Annotated in this window: 19 protein-coding genes; 9 read left to right on the top strand and 10 right to left on the bottom strand. The window is 52.3% G+C overall.

Translation table 11 applies throughout. From position 1 onward, the window contains the following. Nucleotides 1–21: 21 nt before the first annotated feature. The 8 genes from ACLJPE_RS08865 to ACLJPE_RS08830 form a co-directional block, all read right to left on the bottom strand. Nucleotides 22–1,386 (bottom strand): MFS transporter, encoded by a 1,365-nt coding sequence (locus ACLJPE_RS08865; protein ID WP_001000935.1) that lies wholly within the window; start codon nucleotides 1,384–1,386, stop codon nucleotides 22–24. Nucleotides 1,387–1,606: 220 nt separating this feature from the next. Beyond that, nucleotides 1,607–2,497, bottom strand: coding sequence for a heme o synthase (cyoE, locus tag ACLJPE_RS08860; RefSeq protein WP_000971352.1), 891 nt, complete (start codon nucleotides 2,495–2,497; stop codon nucleotides 1,607–1,609). A gap of 11 nt (nucleotides 2,498–2,508) precedes the next feature. Next, a complete protein-coding gene (locus ACLJPE_RS08855; RefSeq protein WP_000019878.1) occupies nucleotides 2,509–2,838 on the bottom strand; it encodes a cytochrome o ubiquinol oxidase subunit IV in 330 nt (109 codons plus the stop codon). Then, nucleotides 2,838–3,452, bottom strand: coding sequence for a cytochrome o ubiquinol oxidase subunit III (locus ACLJPE_RS08850; RefSeq protein WP_000179833.1), 615 nt, complete (start codon nucleotides 3,450–3,452; stop codon nucleotides 2,838–2,840). The genes ACLJPE_RS08855 and ACLJPE_RS08850 overlap by 1 nt, the downstream gene beginning before the upstream one ends. After that, nucleotides 3,442–5,433 carry a cytochrome o ubiquinol oxidase subunit I gene (cyoB, locus tag ACLJPE_RS08845; RefSeq protein ID WP_000467158.1) on the bottom strand — a complete coding sequence of 664 codons (1,992 nt, stop codon included), beginning with the start codon at nucleotides 5,431–5,433 and terminating at the stop codon, nucleotides 3,442–3,444. Before cyoB ends, ACLJPE_RS08850 begins: the two co-directional genes overlap by 11 nt. A 10-nt stretch (nucleotides 5,434–5,443) precedes the next feature. Next, nucleotides 5,444–6,400: a cytochrome o ubiquinol oxidase subunit II gene (cyoA, locus tag ACLJPE_RS08840; protein WP_023219736.1), complete on the bottom strand. Its 957-nt coding sequence runs from the start codon at nucleotides 6,398–6,400 to the stop codon at nucleotides 5,444–5,446. Nucleotides 6,401–6,852: 452 nt separating this feature from the next. Beyond that, nucleotides 6,853–8,328: a muropeptide MFS transporter AmpG gene (ampG, locus tag ACLJPE_RS08835; protein ID WP_023214245.1), complete on the bottom strand. Its 1,476-nt coding sequence runs from the start codon at nucleotides 8,326–8,328 to the stop codon at nucleotides 6,853–6,855. Nucleotides 8,329–8,371: 43 nt separating this feature from the next. After that, a complete protein-coding gene (locus tag ACLJPE_RS08830) occupies nucleotides 8,372–8,950 on the bottom strand; it encodes a lipoprotein (RefSeq protein ID WP_001539323.1) in 579 nt (192 codons plus the stop codon). 303 nt (nucleotides 8,951–9,253) lie between these two features. Between ACLJPE_RS08830 and bolA the strand changes: the two genes are divergently transcribed. The 9 genes from bolA to fadM all read left to right on the top strand — a co-directional run bounded on the left by bolA (nucleotide 9,254) and on the right by fadM (nucleotide 19,817). Next, the gene (gene bolA / locus ACLJPE_RS08825) at nucleotides 9,254–9,571 is read left to right on the top strand and encodes a transcriptional regulator BolA (RefSeq protein ID WP_000973433.1); all 318 of its coding nucleotides are present in this window, start codon (nucleotides 9,254–9,256) and stop codon (nucleotides 9,569–9,571) included. A gap of 346 nt (nucleotides 9,572–9,917) precedes the next feature. After that, the gene (gene tig / locus ACLJPE_RS08820; protein ID WP_001198406.1) at nucleotides 9,918–11,216 is read left to right on the top strand and encodes a trigger factor; all 1,299 of its coding nucleotides are present in this window, start codon (nucleotides 9,918–9,920) and stop codon (nucleotides 11,214–11,216) included. A gap of 246 nt (nucleotides 11,217–11,462) precedes the next feature. Next, entirely contained in the window at nucleotides 11,463–12,086 is a 624-nt protein-coding gene (clpP, locus tag ACLJPE_RS08815; RefSeq protein ID WP_000122257.1) for an ATP-dependent Clp endopeptidase proteolytic subunit ClpP, read from the top strand. A 250-nt stretch (nucleotides 12,087–12,336) separates the two neighbouring features. Further along, entirely contained in the window at nucleotides 12,337–13,608 is a 1,272-nt protein-coding gene (gene clpX / locus ACLJPE_RS08810; RefSeq protein WP_000130314.1) for an ATP-dependent protease ATP-binding subunit ClpX, read from the top strand. 185 nt (nucleotides 13,609–13,793) lie between these two features. Next, nucleotides 13,794–16,148 carry an endopeptidase La gene (gene lon, locus ACLJPE_RS08805; protein WP_001067723.1) on the top strand — a complete coding sequence of 785 codons (2,355 nt, stop codon included), beginning with the start codon at nucleotides 13,794–13,796 and terminating at the stop codon, nucleotides 16,146–16,148. Nucleotides 16,149–16,338: 190 nt separating this feature from the next. Next, on the top strand, nucleotides 16,339–16,629 hold the full coding sequence (gene hupB / locus ACLJPE_RS08800) for a nucleoid-associated protein HU-beta (protein WP_254888479.1): 291 nt from the start codon (nucleotides 16,339–16,341) through the stop codon (nucleotides 16,627–16,629). A 290-nt stretch (nucleotides 16,630–16,919) separates the two neighbouring features. Next, the gene (gene ppiD / locus ACLJPE_RS08795; protein WP_000969425.1) at nucleotides 16,920–18,791 is read left to right on the top strand and encodes a peptidylprolyl isomerase; all 1,872 of its coding nucleotides are present in this window, start codon (nucleotides 16,920–16,922) and stop codon (nucleotides 18,789–18,791) included. Nucleotides 18,792–18,940: 149 nt separating this feature from the next. Further along, the gene (locus ACLJPE_RS08790; protein WP_000680324.1) at nucleotides 18,941–19,315 is read left to right on the top strand and encodes a helix-hairpin-helix domain-containing protein; all 375 of its coding nucleotides are present in this window, start codon (nucleotides 18,941–18,943) and stop codon (nucleotides 19,313–19,315) included. Nucleotides 19,316–19,418: 103 nt separating this feature from the next. Further along, nucleotides 19,419–19,817 carry a long-chain acyl-CoA thioesterase FadM gene (gene fadM, locus ACLJPE_RS08785; RefSeq protein WP_001194543.1) on the top strand — a complete coding sequence of 133 codons (399 nt, stop codon included), beginning with the start codon at nucleotides 19,419–19,421 and terminating at the stop codon, nucleotides 19,815–19,817. 107 nt (nucleotides 19,818–19,924) lie between these two features. On the opposite strand, the gene queC is transcribed toward fadM, so the two are convergent. Both queC and ACLJPE_RS08775 read right to left on the bottom strand, forming a co-directional pair. Continuing rightward, nucleotides 19,925–20,620, bottom strand: coding sequence for a 7-cyano-7-deazaguanine synthase QueC (queC, locus tag ACLJPE_RS08780; protein WP_000817201.1), 696 nt, complete (start codon nucleotides 20,618–20,620; stop codon nucleotides 19,925–19,927). Between the two features lie 64 nt (nucleotides 20,621–20,684). Then, on the bottom strand, nucleotides 20,685–22,385 hold the full coding sequence (locus ACLJPE_RS08775) for an SgrR family transcriptional regulator (protein WP_001238177.1): 1,701 nt from the start codon (nucleotides 22,383–22,385) through the stop codon (nucleotides 20,685–20,687). Between the last annotated feature and the right edge of the window lie 81 nt (nucleotides 22,386–22,466).

Genomic DNA, 22,466 nt, shown 5'->3' with positions numbered 1-22,466 from the left:
CGCCATCCGGCAATGCTGCATTCATCCTTTGCTGATAAGCTGTTCAACTTCAAAGCGATTGGTCACTTTGCTGTCGATTTTGACGTAAGCGGAATGCTCTTCCGCCACGATCAGCGCTTCGCTTACGCCTTTCATTGCCAACAGTCGCTGTTTTAGCCTGTCGTCAGCAACGATATCCGCTGGAATTTCCACACGCAGGCTGCTGACATAGGGCGGCTCTTTCATGGTACTTGCCACCGCCAGCCATACCATCGCCAGTACGGCCCCGGCAAGAAAAACGGTTTGCCCATCAAACGTACCGTCTATCCAGCCGCCCAGCGAGCCGCCAAGCGCCACGCCAAGAAACTGACTGGTAGAATAGACGCCCATCGCCGTTCCTTTATACCCCGCGGGCGACTCTTTGCTAATAAGAGAAGGCAGCAGCGCCTCCATCAAATTAAAGGCAAGGAAAAAGAGTTGTACGCCAATCACCAGCTCCCAGAAATGCTGGCCCGCTCCCCACAACACGATTTCCGCGACGATAATGAGCCCCACGCAGAACAGGAATACCTGCTTCATCCGCCGTTTGACTTCAGCATAGATGATAAAAGGCACGACGGCGGCAAAGGCGATCACCATGGTTGCCAGATACACCTTCCAGTGTTCGGCGGCAGGGAAACCGGCATCGGCAAGCTGGCCGGGCAGGGCGACAAAGGTGGACATCAATAAAATATGCAGACACATAATGCCGAAATTGAGCTTGAGCAGCCTCGGCTCCGCCAGCACTTTACTGAAGCTGCCTTTGACCATCCCGGATTCGCGATTCAGCACATGGTTGGTACTGTTGGGAACCACCCAGATCGTCAGAAGAATGCCCAGGGTGGCGAGGGCGGCGATCATCCAGAACAACGCGTTCAATCCCAGACTATGGGTAACAATCGGCCCTAATACCATCGCAATCGCGAAGGTGATACCAAAGCTGACGCCGATAAACGCCATCGCTTTGGTGCGGTTTTGCTCTCGGGTCAGGTCAGACAGGAGCGCCATGACGGCGGCGGCAATAGCGCCGGACCCCTGTAGCGCTCGCCCCAGAATAATGCCCCAGATTGAGTGGGAGAGCGCGGCAATGACGCTGCCCGCGACAAATACCGCCAGTCCGCCGACAATCAGCGGCTTACGGCCAATGCGGTCGGACAGCAGTCCAAAGGGAATTTGAAAGATAGCCTGCGCCAGCCCGTAAATGCCGATCGCAATGCCGATTAATGCTTCGCTGGCGCCCTGTAGCGCCATACCGTATGTGGTCAGTACCGGTAGAACCATAAACATGCCCAGCATACGCAACGAAAAGACGGTCCCTAAACCCCATGTGGCACGCAGCTCCCCTGGCGTCATTTTATAATCGTTCATTGCCACCTCTGTATGAAATTCGCACCTAGTGTAAAGCGCCAGGTTGGTTGGGTAAATATGCGCTTTATTAACAAATGTTGTGGTGGTGAGGGTAGGCCACGAGAGACGAAAAATGCCGGATGGCGATACTCACGTCGCTTATCCGGCCTACAGGTAACGTGCTTTTGTAGGCCGGATAAGGCATAAGCCGCCATCCGGCATAGAAGAGGTGACGATGAACTTACCAGACGTAAGTCAGCAGATTCTGCGAATTCGGCACCATAAAATCAACGGACATCATGATACTCAGCGCGGTAATCGCAATGATAGAGAAGCCGAACAGCTTGCGCGCCCAGACCTTATCATCTTCCACTTTGTAACCGCGTAGCGCCATGCCGAGCCACCAAACGCTGACCGCCGCGGCGACCACCAGGTATTTGTAACCGGCATAACCGCCCAACGTTAGCATTAGCGTTGCAACGGCAAACGCAATGATGTACAGCGTGATGTGGTTTTTAGCGACTGAGATTCCTTTTACCACCGGCAGAACCGGGATATTGGCCGCCTGATAGTCCTTAAAGCGGAAAATGGCGATGGCGTAAGAGTGCGGCATCTGCCAGAGGCTGAAAATAGCCAGCAGGATCGCCGCGCCGCTGTCAAAGTCGCCCGTTACGGCGCAGTAGCCAATCACCGGCGGCGCTGCGCCGGAGAGAGAACCAATCAGCGTTCCGTAGACGGAGTGACGCTTCATGTACAAGCTGTACACGCCAACGTAGACCACAAAGCCCATCACCCCCAGCCAGCAGGCCAGAGGATTAGCGCCAAACCACAGCAGCATAAAGCCAGCAATACCCAGCAGGGTGGCGTATACTAGCGAGACGCCAGGAGAAATCAGGCCTTTGACCAGCACCCGATTCTTGGTCCTTTCCATCTTCCTGTCAATATCCCTGTCGATGTAGTTGTTAAATACACAACCCGACGCCACAACCAGTGACACCCCGACCAGCGTATAAATGAACAGGGGATAGTCAATGCTGCCCTTTGAGGCCAGCAGAAATCCCCCGATCACCGAGATCAGGTTGCCAAAGATGATGCCTGGTTTCGTTACTTGCAGGTATTGCTTAAACATCATACTCGCCGCTCTTAGTGCATCATCATGTTGTAGTTGAGGTTCCACATAATCCAGATGGAGCCCACAACCAGGATGGCGATGATCAGCACGGTAAAGATGAAGGCCGTCATGTTCCAGCCTTCATCAGATTTGGTGTTCATGTGCAGGAAACACACCAGATGCACCAAAATCTGCACCACTGCCATTGCCAGGATAGATCCCAGAATAACGGCCGGAGAGGCAGCGCCGGTCATCACCATCCAGAATGGAATAACCGTCAGGATGACCGACAGGATAAAGCCGGTCATGTACGTTTTTACGCTGCCGTGGGATGCGCCGCCGCTCTCGGTAGAATGACTCATTACATCGCCCCCATCAGATAAACAACAGTGAATACGCAAATCCAAATCACATCCAGGAAGTGCCAGAACAGGCTCAGGCACATGATGCGGGTACGGTTAGTGCTGGTCAGACCGCGACGGGCAACTTGCACCATCAGCACCGCCATCCAGATCAAACCGGAAGTGACGTGCAGACCGTGCGTGCCGACCAGCGCGAAGAACGCAGACAGGAAGCCGCTGCGATCCGGGCCCATACCGTTAACAATCAGGTGATGGAATTCATAGAGTTCCATCCCGATAAATCCGGCGCCAAACAAGAAGGTCAACGCCAACCAGGAGATAACCTGGCTCTTGTTGTTCTTGTGCATGGCGATCGCCGCCATGCCGTAGGTAATGGAGCTAAATAACAGCAGGAAGGTTTCAACCAGAACGAACGGCAGTTCGAAAATGTCCTTACCTGTCGGGCCGCCAGCGGTGCCGTTCACCAGAACGGCATAGGTAGCAAACAGAATAGAGAACAGAATGCAGTCGCTCATCAGGTAGACCCAAAATCCGAAGATTTTGTTCTGGCCTGCGTCATGGTGCCCGTGTTCGTGCGCGTGGGCAGTCGCGTGCGTTAAAGTATCAGTTGCCATTTTTCAGCCCTGCCTTAGTAATCTCATCGAAATGCTGGTTTTCCAGTTTTTCGACTTCCGGGACCGGCACGTAGTAATCCACATCTTCATCAAAGCTTTTTACAATCCAGCTGATGATCATGCCTGCGAAACCCACTATCGCCAGCCACCAGATATGCCAGATCATGGCGAAGCCAAATACCGTCGCGAAGGCGGCGATAACAATACCGGCACCACTATTTTTCGGCATATGAATCTCTTCATACTGTCCAGGCTGTTGGTACGCTTCGCCTTTTTCTTTCATTTCCCAGAAGGCGTCACGTTCGTGAACGTGCGGCACAACGGCAAAGTTATAGAACGGCGGCGGAGACGAGGTTGACCACTCCAGCGTACGGCCACCCCATGGGTCGCCGGTCAGATCGCGGTTCTGATCGCGGTCGCGAATAGAAACGAAGATCTGAATCAGTTGGCACAGGATACCCAGCGCAATCAGCGCGGCACCGGCGGCGGCAACCATCAGCATCGTATGGAACTGCGGATCAATTTGCTGGCTGAGGCGACGGGTCATGCCCATGAAGCCCAGTACGTACAGCGGCATAAAGGCTACAAAGAAACCGATAATCCAGAACCAGAAGGCGCGTTTACCCCAGGTTTCGTTCAGCTTGAAGCCAAACGCCTTCGGCCACCAGTAGGTCATACCCGCGAAGCAGCCAAACACCACGCCGCCGATGATCACGTTATGGAAGTGCGCAATCAGGAACAGACTGTTGTGCAGGACGAAGTCCGCGCCCGGTACCGCCAGCAGAACGCCGGTCATACCGCCGACCGAGAAGGTCACGATAAAGCCGATGGTCCACATCATTGCGGAATGGAAGACAATACGGCCCTGATACATGGTGAACAACCAGTTGAAGATCTTCACCCCGGTCGGGATGGCGATAATCATGGTGGTGATACCGAAGAAGGCGTTAACGTTCGCGCCCGCGCCCATCGTGAAGAAGTGGTGCAGCCAAACGATAAACGACAGTACGGTAATACAGACGGTCGCCCAAACCAGCGAGGTATAGCCGAACAGACGTTTACGCGAGAAGGTCGCTGCGATTTCGGAGAATACCCCGAAGACCGGCAGAATCAGAATGTACACTTCCGGATGGCCCCAGGCCCAAATCAGGTTGATGTACATCATCATGTTGCCGCCCATATCGTTGGTAAAGAAATGGGTGCCCAGATAGCGATCCAGGGTCAGCAACGCGACGGTAACCGTCAGAATCGGGAAAGAGGCGATGATCAGTACGTTGGCGCACAAAGAGGCCCAGGTAAAGACCGGCATCTTGAACATTGTCATACCCGGCGCACGCATCTTCAGGATCGTCACGAAGAAGTTGATACCGGTTAACGTCGTACCAATACCCGAGAGTTGCAACGCCCATATCCAGTAATCGACCCCGACGCTGGGACTGTACTCTATTCCCGATAGCGGCGGATAAGCCAGCCACCCTGTCTGCGCGAATTCACCCACGCCCAGTGAGAGGTTAACCAGGATAACGCCGACAACGGTGAACCAGAAGCTCAGGTTGTTCAGGAAAGGGAACGCAACGTCGCGCGCGCCGATCTGCAGCGGAACCACCAGGTTCATCAGACCGATAACGAAGGGCATCGCCACGAAGAAGATCATGATTACGCCGTGAGCGGTAAAGATCTGATCGTAGTGGTGCGGCGGTAGAAAACCCGCTTCGCCTGCGGAGGCAAGCGCCTGCTGGCTACGCATCATGATGGCATCGGCGAAACCACGTAACAGCATCACAATTGCGACGATGATATACATGATGCCGAGGCGTTTATGGTCAACCGACGTTAACCACTCTTTCCATAGGTAGGTCCACTTACCGAAGTAAGTAATCGCTGCCAGTATCGCCAGTCCCCCGACGATAATTGCAGCGATCGTTACCATGACGATAGGTTCATGGAACGGTACTGCATCCAGTGATAATTTTCCGAACATCTTATCTTCCTCAACCCTTGGAGTTGGCGGATTCCGCGTGGCTCATGTCCATACCTTCCATTCCTTCATGCGAGCTGTGCCCACCTTCAGGTTGGGTCATGTCCATGCTCTTACCGTGGTCCATGAATTTGTTAATAACGTCCTTGAACAAATCTGGTTTCACGCTGGAGAAATATTCCACCTTGTTGTACTCGCTTGGCATAGCCACTTTCTCGAACGCCGCCATATCATTCATGGTGTTCGGAGACTGCTTCGCTTTTGCGACCCATTGGTCGAATTCTGCGCGGTCTTTGGTGGCGATAGCTTTAAACTTCATACCAGAGAAGCCCGGGCCGCTATAGCTGGCGGAGATGCCATCGTAGGTTCCGGGTTCGTTGGCGATGAGATGCAAACGTGTTTGCATACCGGCCATGGCATAAATCTGGCTACCCAGACGCGGGATAAAGAAGGAGTTCATCACGGAGTTGGAGGTCACTTTGAAATAAACCGGCGTGTTCGCCGGGAAGGCGATCTCGTTGACGGTGGCGATACCCTGCTCCGGATAGATGAAGAACCATTTCCAGTCCATGGAAACCACTTCGATGGTGATCGGTTTTTCGTCATGCGCCAGCGGCTTGCTTGGTTCAAGCGCGTGCGTGGTTTTCCAGGTCAGTACGGCAAGGAAAATGATGATCAAGATAGGCACCGTCCAGACCACGGCTTCCACTTTATTGGAGTGTGACCAGTTCGGGCTATACTTCGCATCCTTATTACTCGCACGATACTTCCAGGCGAAACCAACAGCCATCAAGATGGCGGGAATAACGACAATCAACATCAGGCCAAATGCCGTCAGTATCAGCGAACGTTGCTCCAGTCCAATCTGTCCTTTGGGATCCAGCAGCGCAGAATTACAGCCACTGAGTAATGCAGTGCCTGCAATTAATGACAACCATCCCAAACTTTTATTGTATTTCCTGAGTCTCATTTAACGACCTCAATTCCACGGGACCTGGTGGCGTTTAAAGTGTAGGGGCATTTTACGGTAAGGTTACATTACTGTAAACATGATTGGTTCTGTGTTACCAAGTTCTGCCGCGCATGTCACATATGTTGCCAAGTATGTCGAAATAACTTTAAGACACTGTTGAAACTTTGCGTTATAACGGATGAGGTCTGTAAGTGGGATGTTGAGGGATAATTGGTATAACCAATGTAAAAATAAAACAATTACTTAACAATTTATTATCAATAAAAGGACAATCAACGGCGGAAATTTAAATTTAATCGGCTGAATCGTGTAAAGAAAATAGGTAGCGTAGAAATTACCAATAATTTCCAAAATTCTGTTGCGCACAAAAAGACAAATATATTTTTTATCAATTGATGGTTATTTAGCCGTTATAATTCCGGGTCGTTATTACAACGGCAAATAATGTTTTAGAGCAGGCGTGTTTTTCGTAGCGCCAGGTAGTCCAGCAACCCGCCAAAGACAATGCCGCACACGGCAACCACTACCGCGGTCTCAAGCAATCCGGGCAGGAATGAGAAGTTGGTGTAATCCACCGCGTTCATGGTCAGCAGGAGTACCCATACCGCCAGCAAAGCGACGCCCGCGAGCAGGATTGAAAGCGCGAAATTGTAGGCGCCACGGTATTGCGTGCGGGGAATGAAACGCTCGCTCTGCCAGCTATATTCCAGCGTTTGCCGACAGACCAGCAACAGTAACAGCCCGGGAACGGCGGCGACAACCGAGAAGAGGTAGAATGTCGGCCAGCCGTGCGCTTCAACGAACCAGCCCGCTACAGGACCAACATAAACGCGGCCTACTGCGGAGAGGGCCGACAGTAGGGCAAACTGTGTTGCGGAAAACGACTTATTACATAGCGTCATTAATAAGGCGACAAAGGCGGCAGTCCCCATCCCGCCGCACAGATTTTCGAAAAAGACCGCCGCGCCCATGCTGAACATGTTTTTATTGGTAATGGAGAGCAACCAGTAACCGGCGTTGGACGCGCCTTGCAAAATGCCGAAAATCAGCAGCGCGCGAAACAGCGAAAGACGCTGCATTAATATGCCGCCGTATAACGCGCCGACGATTGTCGCCAACAGGCCCAGCGTTTTATTGACCACGCCGACTTCGCCGGCGTCAAAGCCGACGCCGCGAATCAAAAAGGTGGTGGTCAGGCTCATGGCGAAGGCGTCACCCAGTTTATAAAGCACAATGAGCAGTAAAATCAGCCAGGCGTTATTACGGCCAAAGAAATCGCGTAGCGGCGCGACGACGGCCTGTTCCAGCGATTTCGGGGACGGGATACTATCGGTCGGTTCCGGCGCCAGTAAGGTGGCGATAATGCAGGGGATCAGCAATGCCGCCATCAGCCAGTACATGCCCTGCCAGCCGAGCCAGCGATCGGCCAGCCATAGCGCCAGTCCGCCGGAAACCAGCATCCCCAACCGGTAGCCAAGCACGCTGATTGCCGCGCCAGCGCCGCGTTCTTCTGCGGGTAAAACATCGGTTTTCCAGGCGTCGAACACGATATCCTGCGAGGCGGAGCAAAAAGCAATCACCACCGCCAGCGCCGCCATCCAGCGTAGCTGCGTGCCGGGTTCAAGAAAGCCCATCGCCGCAATCGCCGCCAGTAACAACAGTTGGGTGGCGAGTAACCAACCGCGACGACGACCTAAAAAAGGCGGCGTGTAGCGGTCCATCAGCGGGGACCAGAGAAACTTAAACACATAGGCCTGACCAACCAGCGAGAAGAAGCCAATCGTTTTAAGATCGATATTCTCGACGGTCATCCACGCCTGTAGCGTACCGGAGGTGAGCGCCAGCGGGAGGCCGGAGGCAAAACCCAATATCAGCAGAATGGCTGAACGCGGTTGCTGGAAAATACGTAAATATTGACTTGACATAGGCATCTACAGACCCGGCTTCTGCCGGGTCTTGTTGTTGCTATTAACGGGCGTTTTGCTTGATAAAATCGTGAATACTGGTGTCCTGAGACATATCAGCGATAGTATCGGTCAGAACACTGTTCACCGCGTCGGCAATATTCTGGTTAGAGGCCTGGAATGCCCCTTCAATAGAGTAGTTGGCGCGATAGTTTTTGGTCATCTTGTTGCCATTTGCCGCGGTCGCAATAATCGCGATATCCGCTTTGGTCGCGATGTTGTAGCGCACGCTGCCCTGGGAAACATCAGCATACAGTTGGTTAACAATAATCTGCAGATTAACCGCGCCGTTAGGCCCGATCATATAGCCCCGCGCCGTCATCTGTTTTTCCAGGACTTCTTGTAACAGGAAGCGTAAATCGCGGGAGGCGGTTAACGTTACCAGCTGGTTGTTACGCGTGACTTTCGCTAACGCTTGATCCTGGCGTTGGTCCGCGCCGGTAATGCTAACGGTGACGCCCATCAGGCTCGGATCCTGCTGTGGCAAGGTGATCTTCGGCGCGACGTCAATGGTCGTCGGCGGTGTGGCGCATCCTGCCAGCATAAACAGAGCGACTAACGGAAAGAGAAGTTTTTTTAACATATTCAGGCTCTCAATGACGCTTAAAACGTGATAGGTAAAAATTCCCGCCATCATAACACCGCTAACGGCGAGGGGAAGTGGTCAACGCAGGTAAATTCGTCGTAATGTCCGATTTGGTATTGATAACGGCGCGAGCGGGGATTTTGAGCGCTAAAAGAATGATTAAGGCAGTAAACTTCATACGTTTGGCTGAAATAATCAGACGAAAGCTAAATTTTTGTTGTCATGCTGTAATGGAAACGGTAAAAGCGGCTAGTATTTAAAGGGATGGGTGACATCACAGCGTTGTCGGAGGAGATTTTCATGATGATACGTGAGCAAATAGAAGAAAAATTAAGGACAGCGTTCGACCCCGTGTTTCTCGAAGTTGTGGATGAAAGCTATCGTCACAATGTTCCAGCAGGATCGGAAAGCCATTTTAAGGTCGTGCTGGTGAGCGATCGCTTTACAGGCGAACGTTTTCTTAATCGTCATCGGATGATTTACGGTACGTTAACGGCGGAACTTTCCACAACCGTACATGCGCTGGCACTGCATACTTATACCCTCAAAGAGTGGGAAGGATTGCAGGATACTATCTTCGCGTCGCCTCCTTGTCGCGGCGCGGGAAGCATCGCGTAGCAAAACGGATTTGCAACTACCTCCGCTTTTCCAGTATGTTGCTACAGAATTATGTGAAAACGGCCTGCGGGCCGTTTTGTTTTGTCTGAATTTTGAGCATGTCGTACAGTATTCAGACAAAAATTAGCCGAGAATTGTGAAAACCGCCGCAGCATCGCACAATCACCGTTCTCGACTCACAAAAGTGATGCCGCTATAATGCGCCGTCTTATATATGAACGTCTTCGGGATGATTCTGACGACAGGGAATGTGATTGATTATGAGAACATCCCGGTTCCGCGAAGCAAATAGCACGTGCTTGCGGAGTAGAGTTGACCGAGCACTGTGATTTTTTGAGGTAACAAGATGCAAGTTTCAGTTGAAACCACTCAGGGCCTTGGCCGCCGTGTAACGATTACAATCGCTGCTGACAGCATCGAGACCGCTGTAAAAAGCGAGCTGGTCAACGTAGCGAAAAAAGTACGTATTGACGGCTTCCGTAAAGGCAAAGTACCGATGAATATCGTCGCTCAGCGTTATGGCGCTTCTGTTCGCCAGGACGTGCTGGGCGATCTGATGAGCCGCAACTTCGTTGACGCGATCATCAAAGAAAAAATTAACCCGGCAGGCGCGCCGAACTATGTTCCGGGCGAATACAAAGTGGGTGAAGACTTCACTTACTCCGTCGAGTTTGAAGTCTATCCGGAAGTTGAACTGACCGGCCTCGAGTCCATCGAAGTTGAAAAACCGGTTGTTGAAGTCACCGACGCTGACGTTGATGTGATGCTGGACACCCTGCGTAAGCAGCAGGCGACCTGGAAAGAAAAAGACGGCGCTGCTGATGCGGAAGACCGCGTGACCATCGACTTCACCGGCTCTGTAGACGGCGAAGAGTTCGAAGGCGGCAAAGCGACCGATTTCGTTCTGGCGATGGGCCAGGGGCGTATGATTCCGGGCTTTGAAGACGGCGTTAAAGGCCACAAAGCTGGCGAAGAGTTCACTATCGATGTGACCTTCCCGGAAGAGTACCATGCTGAAAACCTGAAAGGTAAAGCGGCTAAGTTCGTTATCAACCTGAAGAAAGTTGAAGAACGCGAACTGCCGGAACTGACCGAAGAATTCATCAAACGTTTCGGCGTTGAAGATGGTTCCGTAGCCGGTCTGCGCGCTGAAGTGCGTAAAAACATGGAGCGCGAGCTGAAAGGCGCGGTACGTAACCGCGTTAAGTCTCAGGCGATCGAAGGTCTGGTAAAAGCTAACGACATCGACGTACCGTCTGCGCTGATCGACAGCGAAATCGACGTTCTGCGTCGTCAGGCTGCGCAGCGTTTTGGTGGTAACGAGAAACAGGCTCTGGAGCTGCCGCGCGAACTGTTCGAAGAACAGGCTAAGCGTCGTGTAGTTGTAGGTCTGCTGCTCGGCGAAGTCATTCGTACCAACGAGCTGAAAGCGGACGAAGAACGTGTTAAAGGCCTGATCGAAGAGATGGCGTCTGCTTACGAAGATCCGAAAGAAGTGATTGAGTTCTACAGCAAAAATAAAGAGCTGATGGACAATATGCGTAACGTCGCTCTGGAAGAACAGGCTGTTGAAGCGGTTCTGGCAAAAGCGAAAGTGTCTGAAAAAGCCACTTCCTTCAATGAGCTGATGAACCAGCAGGCGTAATTTTTCGCGTTAAAAGCACGAAATTTGCACAAAAACCCGTCACCTTTCAGTGACGGGTTTTTTTTGTCACGCATTTTGCATGGTAAGGGTGCGAAAACCGCGTTTCAGTGTTAGCGTTAGAGCAAAAGATTGTTATGCTTGAATTATGGCGATGCCGTACCCATTACAGAGGGACTGGCTGATAATCCGTCCATCAGGTTACAATCAGTACAGCAGGTTTTTTCAATTTTTATCCAGGAGACGGAAATGTCATACAGCGGAGAACGAGATAATTTGGCCCCTCATATGGCGCTGGTGCCGATGGTCATTGAACAGACCTCACGCGGTGAGCGCTCTTTTGATATCTATTCTCGTCTACTTAAGGAACGCGTCATATTTCTGACCGGCCAGGTCGAAGACCATATGGCTAACCTGATCGTGGCGCAGATGCTGTTCCTGGAAGCGGAAAACCCGGAAAAAGATATCTATCTGTACATTAATTCTCCTGGCGGCGTAATTACTGCGGGGATGTCCATCTATGACACCATGCAGTTTATTAAGCCAGACGTCAGCACCATTTGTATGGGACAGGCGGCCTCTATGGGGGCGTTTTTGCTGACTGCCGGGGCGAAAGGCAAACGTTTCTGCTTGCCGAACTCTCGCGTCATGATCCACCAGCCGCTGGGCGGCTACCAGGGCCAGGCGACGGATATTGAAATTCACGCCCGCGAAATTTTGAAAGTAAAAGGGCGCATGAATGAACTTATGGCGCACCATACGGGTCAATCTCTTGAGCAGATTGAACGTGATACTGAGCGCGATCGCTTCCTCTCCGCGCCTGAAGCGGTAGAGTACGGTTTGGTTGACTCAATTTTGACCCATCGTAATTGATGCCCTGGACGCAAGTGTGCCGCTATACACTTCATCCTTCACGCTACCTCGGTGTTGGCTGCCAGCGCGCCTCCCGGTGACTTACTTATGTAAGCGCTGCGGAGTCGCTGAGTTGCCGCCTTGATGTAGCTCGAATGATTTTGTGTATATACTAATGAAGGGCGGCACAACGCTGATTAGCGGCTTGCGCCTGAGAATGGCATTTGCGTCGTCGTGTGCGGCACAAAGAACAAAGAAGAGGTTTTGACTCATGACAGATAAACGCAAAGATGGCTCGGGCAAATTGTTGTACTGCTCTTTTTGCGGCAAAAGCCAGCATGAAGTGCGCAAGCTGATTGCCGGTCCATCCGTGTATATCTGCGACGAATGCGTCGATTTATGTAACGACATTATTCGCGAAGAAATTAAAGAAGTTGCTCCGCACCGTGAACGTAGTGCGCTGCCGACGCCGCATGAAATTCGTACTCACCTGGACGATTACGTTATCGGCCAGGAGCAGGCGAAAAAAGTGCTGGCGGTGGCGGTCTATAACCACTACAAGCGTCTGCGTAACGGCGATACCAGCAATGGCGTCGAGTTAGGCAAAAGCAACATTCTGCTGATTGGACCGACCGGCTCCGGTAAAACGCTGCTGGCGGAAACGCTGGCGCGCTTGCTGGATGTGCCGTTCACTATGGCGGATGCGACCACGCTGACCGAAGCGGGTTACGTGGGTGAAGACGTCGAGAATATCATTCAGAAACTGTTGCAGAAATGCGACTACGACGTGCAAAAAGCGCAGCGTGGGATTGTCTACATTGATGAAATCGATAAGATTTCGCGTAAATCAGACAATCCGTCCATTACCCGCGACGTTTCCGGCGAAGGCGTACAGCAGGCGTTGCTGAAACTGATCGAAGGCACCGTCGCCGCGGTTCCACCGCAGGGCGGTCGCAAACATCCGCAGCAGGAATTCTTACAGGTAGATACCTCTAAGATTCTGTTTATCTGCGGCGGCGCGTTTGCCGGTCTGGATAAAGTGATCGCTAACCGTGTTGAAACCGGCTCCGGCATTGGTTTTGGCGCGACGGTGAAAGCGAAGTCCGACAAAGCCAGCGAAGGCGAGCTGTTGTCGCAGGTTGAACCGGAAGATTTGATCAAATTTGGTCTGATTCCTGAGTTTATCGGTCGTCTGCCAGTGGTGGCGACGCTGAACGAACTCAGCGAAGAAGCGCTGATTCAAATCCTGAAAGAGCCGAAAAATGCGCTGACCAAGCAGTATCAGGCGCTGTTTAACCTGGAAGGCGTCGATCTGGAATTCCGTGACGAAGCGCTGGACGCTATCGCCAGGAAAGCAATGGCGCGTAAAACCGGCGCCCGTGGCCTGCGTTCTATCGTCGAAGCGGCGCTGCTGGATACCATGTACGATTTGCCATCTATGGAAGACGTCGAAAAAGTGGTGATCGACGAGTCCGTTATTGCCGGTCAGAGTAAGCCGTTGCTGATTTACGGCAAACCGGAAGCGCAGGCTTCTGGCGAATAATTAAACATTCATACAATCAGTTAGCCAAAAAAGGGGGGATTTTATCTCCCCTTTCGTTTTTCCTGTAAACACGCCGTTGAATGTGTGGGAAACATCCCCATATACTGACGTACATGTTATAGGTGGTATGGAGCACAGCTATACTATCTGATTACCTGGCGGACACTAAACTAAGAGAGAGCTCTATGAATCCTGAGCGTTCTGAACGCATTGAAATCCCCGTATTGCCCTTGCGCGATGTGGTGGTTTATCCGCACATGGTCATACCCTTATTTGTAGGGCGGGAAAAATCTATCCGTTGTCTGGAAGCGGCTATGGACCATGATAAAAAAATCATGCTGGTCGCCCAGAAGGAAGCATCAACGGATGAGCCGGGTGTAAACGATCTTTTCACCGTCGGGACCGTGGCCTCTATTTTGCAGATGTTGAAACTGCCTGACGGCACCGTAAAAGTGCTGGTCGAGGGGTTACAGCGCGCGCGTATTTCCGCGCTGTCTGACAACGGCGAACATTTCTCCGCGAAGGCGGAGTACCTTGATTCGCCAGCCATTGATGAGCGAGAACAAGAAGTGCTGGTGCGTACCGCTATCAGCCAGTTCGAAGGCTACATCAAGCTGAACAAAAAAATTCCGCCGGAAGTGCTGACGTCACTCAATAGCATTGACGACCCTGCACGTCTGGCTGACACCATCGCCGCGCATATGCCGCTGAAACTGGCGGATAAACAGTCCGTACTGGAGATGTCCGACGTTAACGAACGTCTGGAATATCTGATGGCGATGATGGAATCTGAAATCGATCTGCTGCAGGTTGAGAAACGCATTCGCAACCGCGTGAAAAAGCAGATGGAGAAATCCCAGCGCGAGTACTATCTGAACGAGCAAATGAAAGCGATTCAGAAAGAACTTGGCGAGATGGACGACGCGCCGGACGAAAACGAAGCGCTGAAGCGTAAGATCGACGCGGCGAAAATGCCGAAAGAGGCGAAAGAGAAAGCGGAAGCGGAACTGCAGAAGCTGAAAATGATGTCTCCGATGTCGGCGGAAGCGACCGTGGTGCGCGGCTACATCGACTGGATGGTGCAGGTGCCGTGGAATGCGCGTAGCAAGGTCAAAAAAGACCTGCGTCAGGCGCAGGAAATCCTCGATACTGACCATTATGGTCTGGAGCGCGTGAAAGACCGCATCCTTGAGTATCTCGCGGTTCAAAGCCGTGTAAATAAAATCAAGGGGCCGATCCTGTGTCTGGTGGGGCCGCCGGGGGTAGGTAAAACCTCGTTGGGCCAGTCCATCGCTAAAGCAACAGGGCGTAAATACATCCGTATGGCGCTGGGCGGCGTGCGTGATGAAGCGGAAATCCGCGGTCATCGCCGGACTTACATTGGCTCTATGCCGGGCAAACTGATCCAAAAAATGGCCAAAGTGGGGGTTAAAAACCCACTGTTCCTGCTCGATGAGATCGACAAAATGTCCTCGGACATGCGCGGCGATCCGGCTTCCGCACTGCTGGAAGTGCTGGATCCAGAGCAGAACGTGGCGTTCAGCGATCATTACCTGGAAGTGGATTACGATCTCAGCGATGTGATGTTCGTCGCCACCTCCAACTCCATGAACATTCCGGCGCCGCTGCTGGATCGTATGGAAGTGATCCGTCTGTCCGGTTATACCGAAGACGAGAAGCTGAATATTGCTAAACGTCACCTGCTGCCGAAGCAGATCGAGCGTAACGCGCTGAAGAAAGGCGAACTGACGGTCGACGATAGCGCGATTATCGGTATTATTCGCTATTACACGCGTGAAGCGGGCGTGCGTAGTCTGGAGCGTGAAATCTCCAAACTGTGCCGCAAAGCGGTTAAACAACTGTTGCTCGATAAGTCGTTAAAACATATCGAAATTAACGGCGATAATCTGCACGACTACCTCGGTGTGCAGCGCTTTGATTATGGCCGCGCGGATAGCGAAAACCGCGTAGGTCAGGTGACGGGGTTGGCGTGGACGGAAGTGGGCGGCGATCTGTTGACCATCGAAACCGCCTGCGTACCGGGCAAAGGCAAGCTGACCTACACCGGTTCGCTCGGTGAAGTGATGCAGGAATCCATTCAGGCGGCGCTGACCGTGGTGCGCGCGCGCGCGGAAAAACTGGGTATTAATCCGGACTTTTACGAAAAACGCGATATCCACGTTCACGTGCCGGAAGGCGCAACGCCGAAAGACGGTCCAAGTGCCGGTATCGCGATGTGTACCGCGCTGGTTTCCTGCCTGACCGGTAATCCGGTGCGCGCAGATGTGGCAATGACCGGTGAGATCACGCTGCGCGGTCAGGTGTTGCCGATCGGCGGCCTGAAAGAAAAACTGTTGGCGGCGCATCGCGGCGGGATTAAAACGGTCTTAATTCCATTCGAAAATAAACGTGACCTGGAGGAAATTCCGGACAACGTGATTGCCGATCTGGATATTCACCCGGTTAAGCGTATTGAGGAAGTTCTGACGCTTGCTCTGCAAAACGAACCGTCTGGAATGCAGGTTGTAACCGCAAAATAGTGACCTCGCGCAAATAGCGCTAATAAAAACAGGGCTGGCAGGCTATTTCGGACTTGCCAGCCTTTTTTTGTATAGCTAATTTAGATGGTTGATTGGGTCTGCCACCATTAACGGGTGTTGTAAGGGCGTGGCAGGCCTGATATAACTGCTGCGCGGTCGTACTTCGAAGGATTCAGGTGCGATATAAATTATAAAGAGGAAGAGAAGAGTGAATAAATCTCAACTGATCGAAAAAATTGCTGCAGGGGCTGATATCTCTAAGGCTGCGGCTGGACGTGCGTTAGACGCGATTATTGCTTCTGTTACCGAATCTCTGAAAGAAGGGGATGACGTTGCACTGGTAGGCTTTGGTACTTTTGCTGTTAAAGAGCGTGCTGCCCGTACTGGTCGCAACCCGCAAACAGGTAAAGAGATCACCATCGCCGCAGCCAAAGTGCCGAGTTTCCGTGCAGGTAAAGCGCTGAAAGACGCGGTAAACTAAGCGTGATCCCCTCGGGGGATGTGACAAAGTACAAGGGCGCATCAACTGATGTGCCTTTTTTATTGACGATTCGGGACTTTCTGCGCGTTGCGGGCTGACAATTGCCCTCGTTTCTTGTCACAATAGGCTTTTGCGCGCCGCGTTCAGAAAATGCGATGCGCGTGAAGTCTATATACGCAAATCATTCAGGTTGCGTCGACGCGGCAACTGAGCGAATCACTCGGTAGCCAGCAGAGAAGCCGCCTGAAAGATAAAGTGTAAAGTCACCTACAGCGGAGTGTGGTTACACCATGATGGACAGCTTACGCACGGCTGCAAACAGTCTCGTGCTCAAGATTATTTTCGTTATCATTATCGTGTCGTTCATTTTGACCGGCGTTAGTGGTTACCTGATTGGCGGAAGCAATAACTACGCCGCAAAAGTGAATGGCCAGGAAATCAGCCGGGCACAGTTTGAGAATGCGTTTAATAACGAACGTAACCGTATGCAGCAGCAGTTGGGCGACAGGTATTCTGAACTGGCGGCCAACGAAGGTTATATGAAAAGCCTGCGCCAGCAGGTGCTGAATCGTCTGATAGATGAAGCGCTGTTGGATCAATATTCCCGCGAACTGAAACTGGGCATCAGCGATGAGCAGGTAAAGCAGGCGATTTTCGCCACTCCCGCTTTTCAGGTGGACGGTAAGTTTGACAACAACCGCTATAACGCGATTGTGAATCAGATGGGAATGACCGCCGATCAGTACGCTCAGGCGCTGCGTAACCAGCTTACCACTCAGCAACTGATCAACGGCGTGGCCGGTACTGATTTTATGCTGAAAGGGGAAACCGACGAACTGGCGGCATTAGTCTCTCAACAGCGCGTGGTGCGTGAAGCCGTTATTGATGTCAATGCGCTGGCGGCGAAGCAGCAGGTGACCGATCAGGAAGTGTCCAGCTACTACGATCAGAATAAAGCCCGCTTTATGACGCCGGAACAGTTCCGCGTAAGCTATATCAAGCTGGATGCCGCGACGATGCAGGCACCGGTCAGCGATGCGGATATTCAGGCCTATTATGACCAGCATGTAGATCAGTTTACTCAGCCGGAGCGCATTCGTTACAGCATTATTCAGACCAAAACGGAAGATGATGCGAAAGCGGTACTGGATGCGCTGAACAAGGGTGAAGATTTCGCCACGCTGGCGAAAGAGAAATCTACCGATATCATCTCTGCGCGTAATGGCGGCGATATGGGCTGGCTGGAAGAGTCTGCCACGGTGCCGGAACTGAAAAACGCCGGATTAAAAGAAAAAGGCCAGATATCTGGTGTGATTAAGTCGTCTGTCGGTTTTCTGGTGGCGCGTCTGGATGATATTCAGCCTGCCAAAGTGAAACCGTTAAGCGAGGTTCGCGACGACATTGCCGCGAAAGTGAAACAAGAAAAAGCGCTGGATGCTTACTATGCGTTGCAGCAGAAAGTGAGCGATGCGGCAAGCAACGACAATGAGTCGTTAGCAGGCGCTGAACAGGTCGCTGGCGTAAAAGCCGTTGAAACCGGCTGGTTTAGCCGTGACACCTTACCGGAAGAGCTGAACTTCAAACCGGTAGCCGATGCTATCTTTAATGGCGGTCTGGTAGGCGAAAACGGTACGCCGGGGCCGAATTCAGACATTATCACCGTGGATGGCGACCGGGCTTTTGTTGTACGCGTGAGCGAACATAAACCTGAAGCCGTGAAGCCGTTGGCAGAAGTGAAAGAACAGGTCACTGCCCTGGTGAAGCATAACAAAGCGGAACAACAGGCGAAGCTGGATGCGGAAAAACTGCTGGTCGAGCTGAAAGCGGGCAAAGGCGCGGAAGCGATGAAAGCGGCGGGTCTGAGTTTTGGCGAGCCTAAAACGTTAAGTCGTACCAGTCAGGATCCGGTGAGTCAGGCGGCCTTTGCATTAAGCCTTCCGACGAAAGATAAGCCAGTTTATGGCGTGGCGAACGATATGCAGGGTAACGTCGTTCTGCTGGCGTTTGACGAGGTGAAAGCGGGTGCCATGCCGGAAGCGCAGAAAAAAGCGATGGTGCAGGGCATCACGCAGAACAATGCGCAAATTGTCTTTGAAGCGCTGATGAGTAATCTGCGTAAAGAGGCGAAAATCAAAATCGGCGACGCTCTGGAACAGCAGTAATCGTCGAGGCGCTTCGCAAAAAATTGCAAAACGTTGTATCCCACAAAGGCCGCTTTCGCGGCCTTTTCCATTTCTGAGAATTGCCGTTTGTTCGTTTTTCTCCGCCCCGCTATCGTGGCTGCACTGTTAACAAACAAGGAGAAAACAGTATGAAACACGGAATTAAAGCACTGCTTATTACACTTTCTTTAACCTGCGCGGGCATGGCCCATAGCGCACTGGCGGCGACGCCTGTCGCAAAAAATGCAGCGGTGGAAACAAAAGCGGATACGCCTTCTTCATCCTCCGCCAAAGCGGCATTACCTACTAAAGCCAGCGATGATGAAGGTACCAGGGTGAGCATTAATACCGCGTCTGCGGAGGATCTGGCGCGGGTGATGAACGGCGTTGGGCTGAAAAAAGCGCAGGCTATTGTGAGCTATCGGGAGGAGTATGGTCCTTTTAAAACGGTGGATGATTTAAAGCAGGTGCCGGGAATGGGAAGCGCGCTGGTGGAGCGTAATCTGGCAGTTTTAACATTGTAATCACTTGCACAGTGGCAAAAATTTGCCAGACTGTAGAGGTCATACCAGTTATGACCTCTGTACTTGTCGTTTACTTATAACAACAACGTAAGGTTATTGCGCTATGCAAACACAAATCAAAGTTCGTGGATATCATCTTGATGTTTATCAACATGTTAATAATGCCCGCTATCTGGAGTTTCTGGAAGAGGCCCGTTGGGATGGGCTGGAAAACAGCGACAGCTTTCAGTGGATGACGGCCCGCAATATTGCTTTTGTGGTGGTAAACATCAACATAAATTACCGTCGCCCGGCGGTATTGAGCGATCTACTGACCGTGACCAGCCAGGTACAACAGCTTAACGGTAAAAGCGGCGTATTAAGCCAGACGATTACGCTGGAGCCAGAAGGGCAGGTGGTGGCCGATGCGCTCATCACGTTTGTTTGTATTGATTTAAAAACGCAAAAAGCGCTGCCGCTGGAAGGCGAATTGCGTGAAAAGCTGGAACAGATGGTGCAATAACGCCCCTCGCTGTCTGATGGCGTTGAACTGATCCGGCCTGGCGATATTGACCATGGTGAATATCGCCAGGCCGGATAAGGTGCATGCACCGCCATCCGGCAAAACAATCACCTTAACCCGGTTTTTTGCTTCATCGCCGCCATCACCGCCGCTTTATTCGACAGATAATGATTCAGGCCGTTAGCGCGCAGATTACAGGCCGCGCAATGACCACAGCCATCGCCTTTAATGCCGTTATAGCAGGTCAGCGTCTCTTCGCGAACCAAATCCAGTTGGCCCCAATAATCGGCCAGCGCCCAGGTTTCAGCTTTATCAATCCACATTAAGGGCGTTTCGAAACGGATATCTTTCGCCATGCCCAGATTCACCGCGTGATTCAGCGCTTTGACGAACTCATCGCGACAGTCTGGATAGCCGGAAAAATCGGTCTCGCAAACACCGGTGATCACCGCCTCGGCTTTGACCTGATAAGCGTAAATCGCCGCCAGCGTCAGAAAGAGAATATTGCGTCCCGGTACGAAAGTGTTGGGGATACCGTCAGCGTTCGGTTCATAGTCCGGCACCGGAATGCTATCCCGCGTCAGGCTGCTGACCGCCAGTTCGTTCAGCAAAGTGACATCCAGCACTTTATGCGCGCGTGCGCCAAGTTTTAACGCCAGCGCGCGCGCGACATCAATCTCTGCGCGGTGGCGCTGACCATAATCAAACGTGACACAATGCACTTCATCATACTGATGCCGCGCTTGCGCCAGACAAGTGGTGGAGTCCTGACCTCCACTAAATACAACAACGGCGCGTTTCATAGTTATCCTGATCAATGACGAAAGCCAATATGGTAACGCGTACGGATAATCCCGACCAGCTTCTTCACGGCGAAGGCGGCGGAAGCCAGGCTTCGCTAAATTCAAACCAGCCGCGAGGGGTGAGTCGAACGCCGTTAACGCCCGGTGGGGCGCTGATGCGATAGTGATAATTAAACAGCGGCGTAAGTGTGGCGTCATCCATCAGGTTGGCAAAAACTTGTTGTAGCGCGGCGCGGCGATCTTTTTCATTGGGCTGAATTTGTAGAGCGTCAAGCGTAGCCTGCAGATGGGAAAACGCAGGCGCGTCCAGGACATGTGACCAGATCTGATCGCAACGTAGCCACTGCTCCAGCGTATATTCCGGCGCTTCGCCGATCAGCCTGTCGCCCATCATCAGATCCGCTTGCGCCAACGCAGGGCAGTTATCCCAGTTTTTGGCATTATGAAAAATCAACGTTAACTCACAGCCGAGCGTCGCCAGGTAATGTCGAAGCTGTTCCGCCATCGTATGCAGCTCTACGGGAAGGTGGTACGCCAGGGTAAGTTTTTTCGGCAATGGCGTTTCATCAACGTCCTGCCATTGCGGGATTGTCCAGCCGGGTAGTAGCCCCTGACTTGGCATAATCAAGTTCTCATCTACCGGCAAGGTTTTTAGCAGCGAAGTATGATGGATAATATGTATCAGACGCCGCGCCTGCTGTACGTTGAGCCGTGAGCCCTTTTTGAGGGTTAAATAACAAAAGCCAAGGCTGATACCACTACTTACCTGACTCAGCGTCGCCAGCTCTTCCGGTTTGCCGATGGCAATCTGCACCGGATGGCGGCAACTGGTGCCCAGATCCTGGGCAAACAGTTGCGGGGTGATCCAGAATTCAATCGCTTTCAGCAGCGGATGGCTGAGGTGATAATGGTCATGACTTTCCAGACGCACCAGTTCCGGCGTGAACAACGCCAGGCGAAAAGGACCGGTGCCGATAAGCGGCAGGTCAGGATGCGCCAGACCGCTACAATAGCTCGCCAGACGATGCGCCAGCCAGTAATCAGGTCGGTGAAGGAGAAAGGTCAGGCACTGAGGATGCGTTACTTCGATCCGTGCGACGCTAATAAACAATTTGCTTAGCGCGGGTAGGGTAAGCAGCCTTTCCAGGCGTTCGTGTAGCTGCGCGGTATCCACCGCATCGCCATTATGCCAGTGCAGCGTGGAGCGAATATAAAAATCCCAGCGTAAACCGTCGGCGGAAACCTTCCAGTGATGCGCCAGATCCCCGCAAGGATATTGGCTATCGCGGTCGAAGCGCGTTAACCCGGAAAAAACTTGCCCTGCGAGATGCTGTTCCGCGCGTCCTGGCAGGAAACCCGGCTGCAGCGGATCAAGCGGACGATAGTAGGGAATACGCAATGTCGGCGTATCGTTTTGCCATTGGCCGCCCATAAAAGGCTGGAGCATCGCCCGTAACTCGCCAGGCGCCAGCTGCGCCAGTTCCAGTACGTTGAGCTGCTGCCCTTTTTCCAGCGCCTGTTCCATCATGGCGGTGCGGAGCGATTCCGGCGTGACCAGAAACTGGAGCCGTCCACGTTTCCCGCGCCCGGACTGCGCCTCCCATCTTAGCCAACCTGCCTGCTGGGCCTGACGCAGCAGCGTTCGAAGATGGCGCTCGCTACAAAAACAGCGTTCGGCCAGTTCGCTAACGGTGACATGTTGCGTTTCCCCGGCGGAAGGCTGCCAGAGGCGTTGATATTGATTAAGCCGATTCAGTAGCCTCATAAAACCCGGAACACTTCCTTTTATCTGTTCACTATTACTTCCGTATATCTCAGGTAATACTGAACAACAAGTTAACCGCGT

This window comes from Salmonella sp. SAL04196, assembly GCF_046550835.1.
GTDB classification, from domain to species: Bacteria; Pseudomonadota; Gammaproteobacteria; order Enterobacterales; family Enterobacteriaceae; genus Salmonella; species Salmonella enterica.
Note: the sequence above shows the minus strand (reverse complement) of the source record. Positions and strands in the feature narration are given on the sequence as shown.

Bases quoted from the DNA above. Each gene is read 5' to 3' on its own strand.
- ACLJPE_RS08865 (WP_001000935.1), bottom strand. From the start codon at position 1,386: ATGAACGATTATAAAATGACGCCAGGGGAGCTGCGTGCCACATGGGGT.
- cyoE (WP_000971352.1), bottom strand. From the start codon at position 2,497: ATGATGTTTAAGCAATACCTGCAAGTAACGAAACCAGGCATCATCTTT.
- ACLJPE_RS08855 (WP_000019878.1), bottom strand. From the start codon at position 2,838: ATGAGTCATTCTACCGAGAGCGGCGGCGCATCCCACGGCAGCGTAAAA.
- ACLJPE_RS08850 (WP_000179833.1), bottom strand. From the start codon at position 3,452: ATGGCAACTGATACTTTAACGCACGCGACTGCCCACGCGCACGAACAC.
- cyoB (WP_000467158.1), bottom strand. From the start codon at position 5,433: ATGTTCGGAAAATTATCACTGGATGCAGTACCGTTCCATGAACCTATC.
- cyoA (WP_023219736.1), bottom strand. From the start codon at position 6,400: ATGAGACTCAGGAAATACAATAAAAGTTTGGGATGGTTGTCATTAATT.
- ampG (WP_023214245.1), bottom strand. From the start codon at position 8,328: ATGTCAAGTCAATATTTACGTATTTTCCAGCAACCGCGTTCAGCCATT.
- ACLJPE_RS08830 (WP_001539323.1), bottom strand. From the start codon at position 8,950: ATGTTAAAAAAACTTCTCTTTCCGTTAGTCGCTCTGTTTATGCTGGCA.
- bolA (WP_000973433.1), top strand. From the start codon at position 9,254: ATGATGATACGTGAGCAAATAGAAGAAAAATTAAGGACAGCGTTCGAC.
- tig (WP_001198406.1), top strand. From the start codon at position 9,918: ATGCAAGTTTCAGTTGAAACCACTCAGGGCCTTGGCCGCCGTGTAACG.
- clpP (WP_000122257.1), top strand. From the start codon at position 11,463: ATGTCATACAGCGGAGAACGAGATAATTTGGCCCCTCATATGGCGCTG.
- clpX (WP_000130314.1), top strand. From the start codon at position 12,337: ATGACAGATAAACGCAAAGATGGCTCGGGCAAATTGTTGTACTGCTCT.
- lon (WP_001067723.1), top strand. From the start codon at position 13,794: ATGAATCCTGAGCGTTCTGAACGCATTGAAATCCCCGTATTGCCCTTG.
- ppiD (WP_000969425.1), top strand. From the start codon at position 16,920: ATGATGGACAGCTTACGCACGGCTGCAAACAGTCTCGTGCTCAAGATT.
- ACLJPE_RS08790 (WP_000680324.1), top strand. From the start codon at position 18,941: ATGAAACACGGAATTAAAGCACTGCTTATTACACTTTCTTTAACCTGC.
- fadM (WP_001194543.1), top strand. From the start codon at position 19,419: ATGCAAACACAAATCAAAGTTCGTGGATATCATCTTGATGTTTATCAA.
- queC (WP_000817201.1), bottom strand. From the start codon at position 20,620: ATGAAACGCGCCGTTGTTGTATTTAGTGGAGGTCAGGACTCCACCACT.
- ACLJPE_RS08775 (WP_001238177.1), bottom strand. From the start codon at position 22,385: ATGAGGCTACTGAATCGGCTTAATCAATATCAACGCCTCTGGCAGCCT.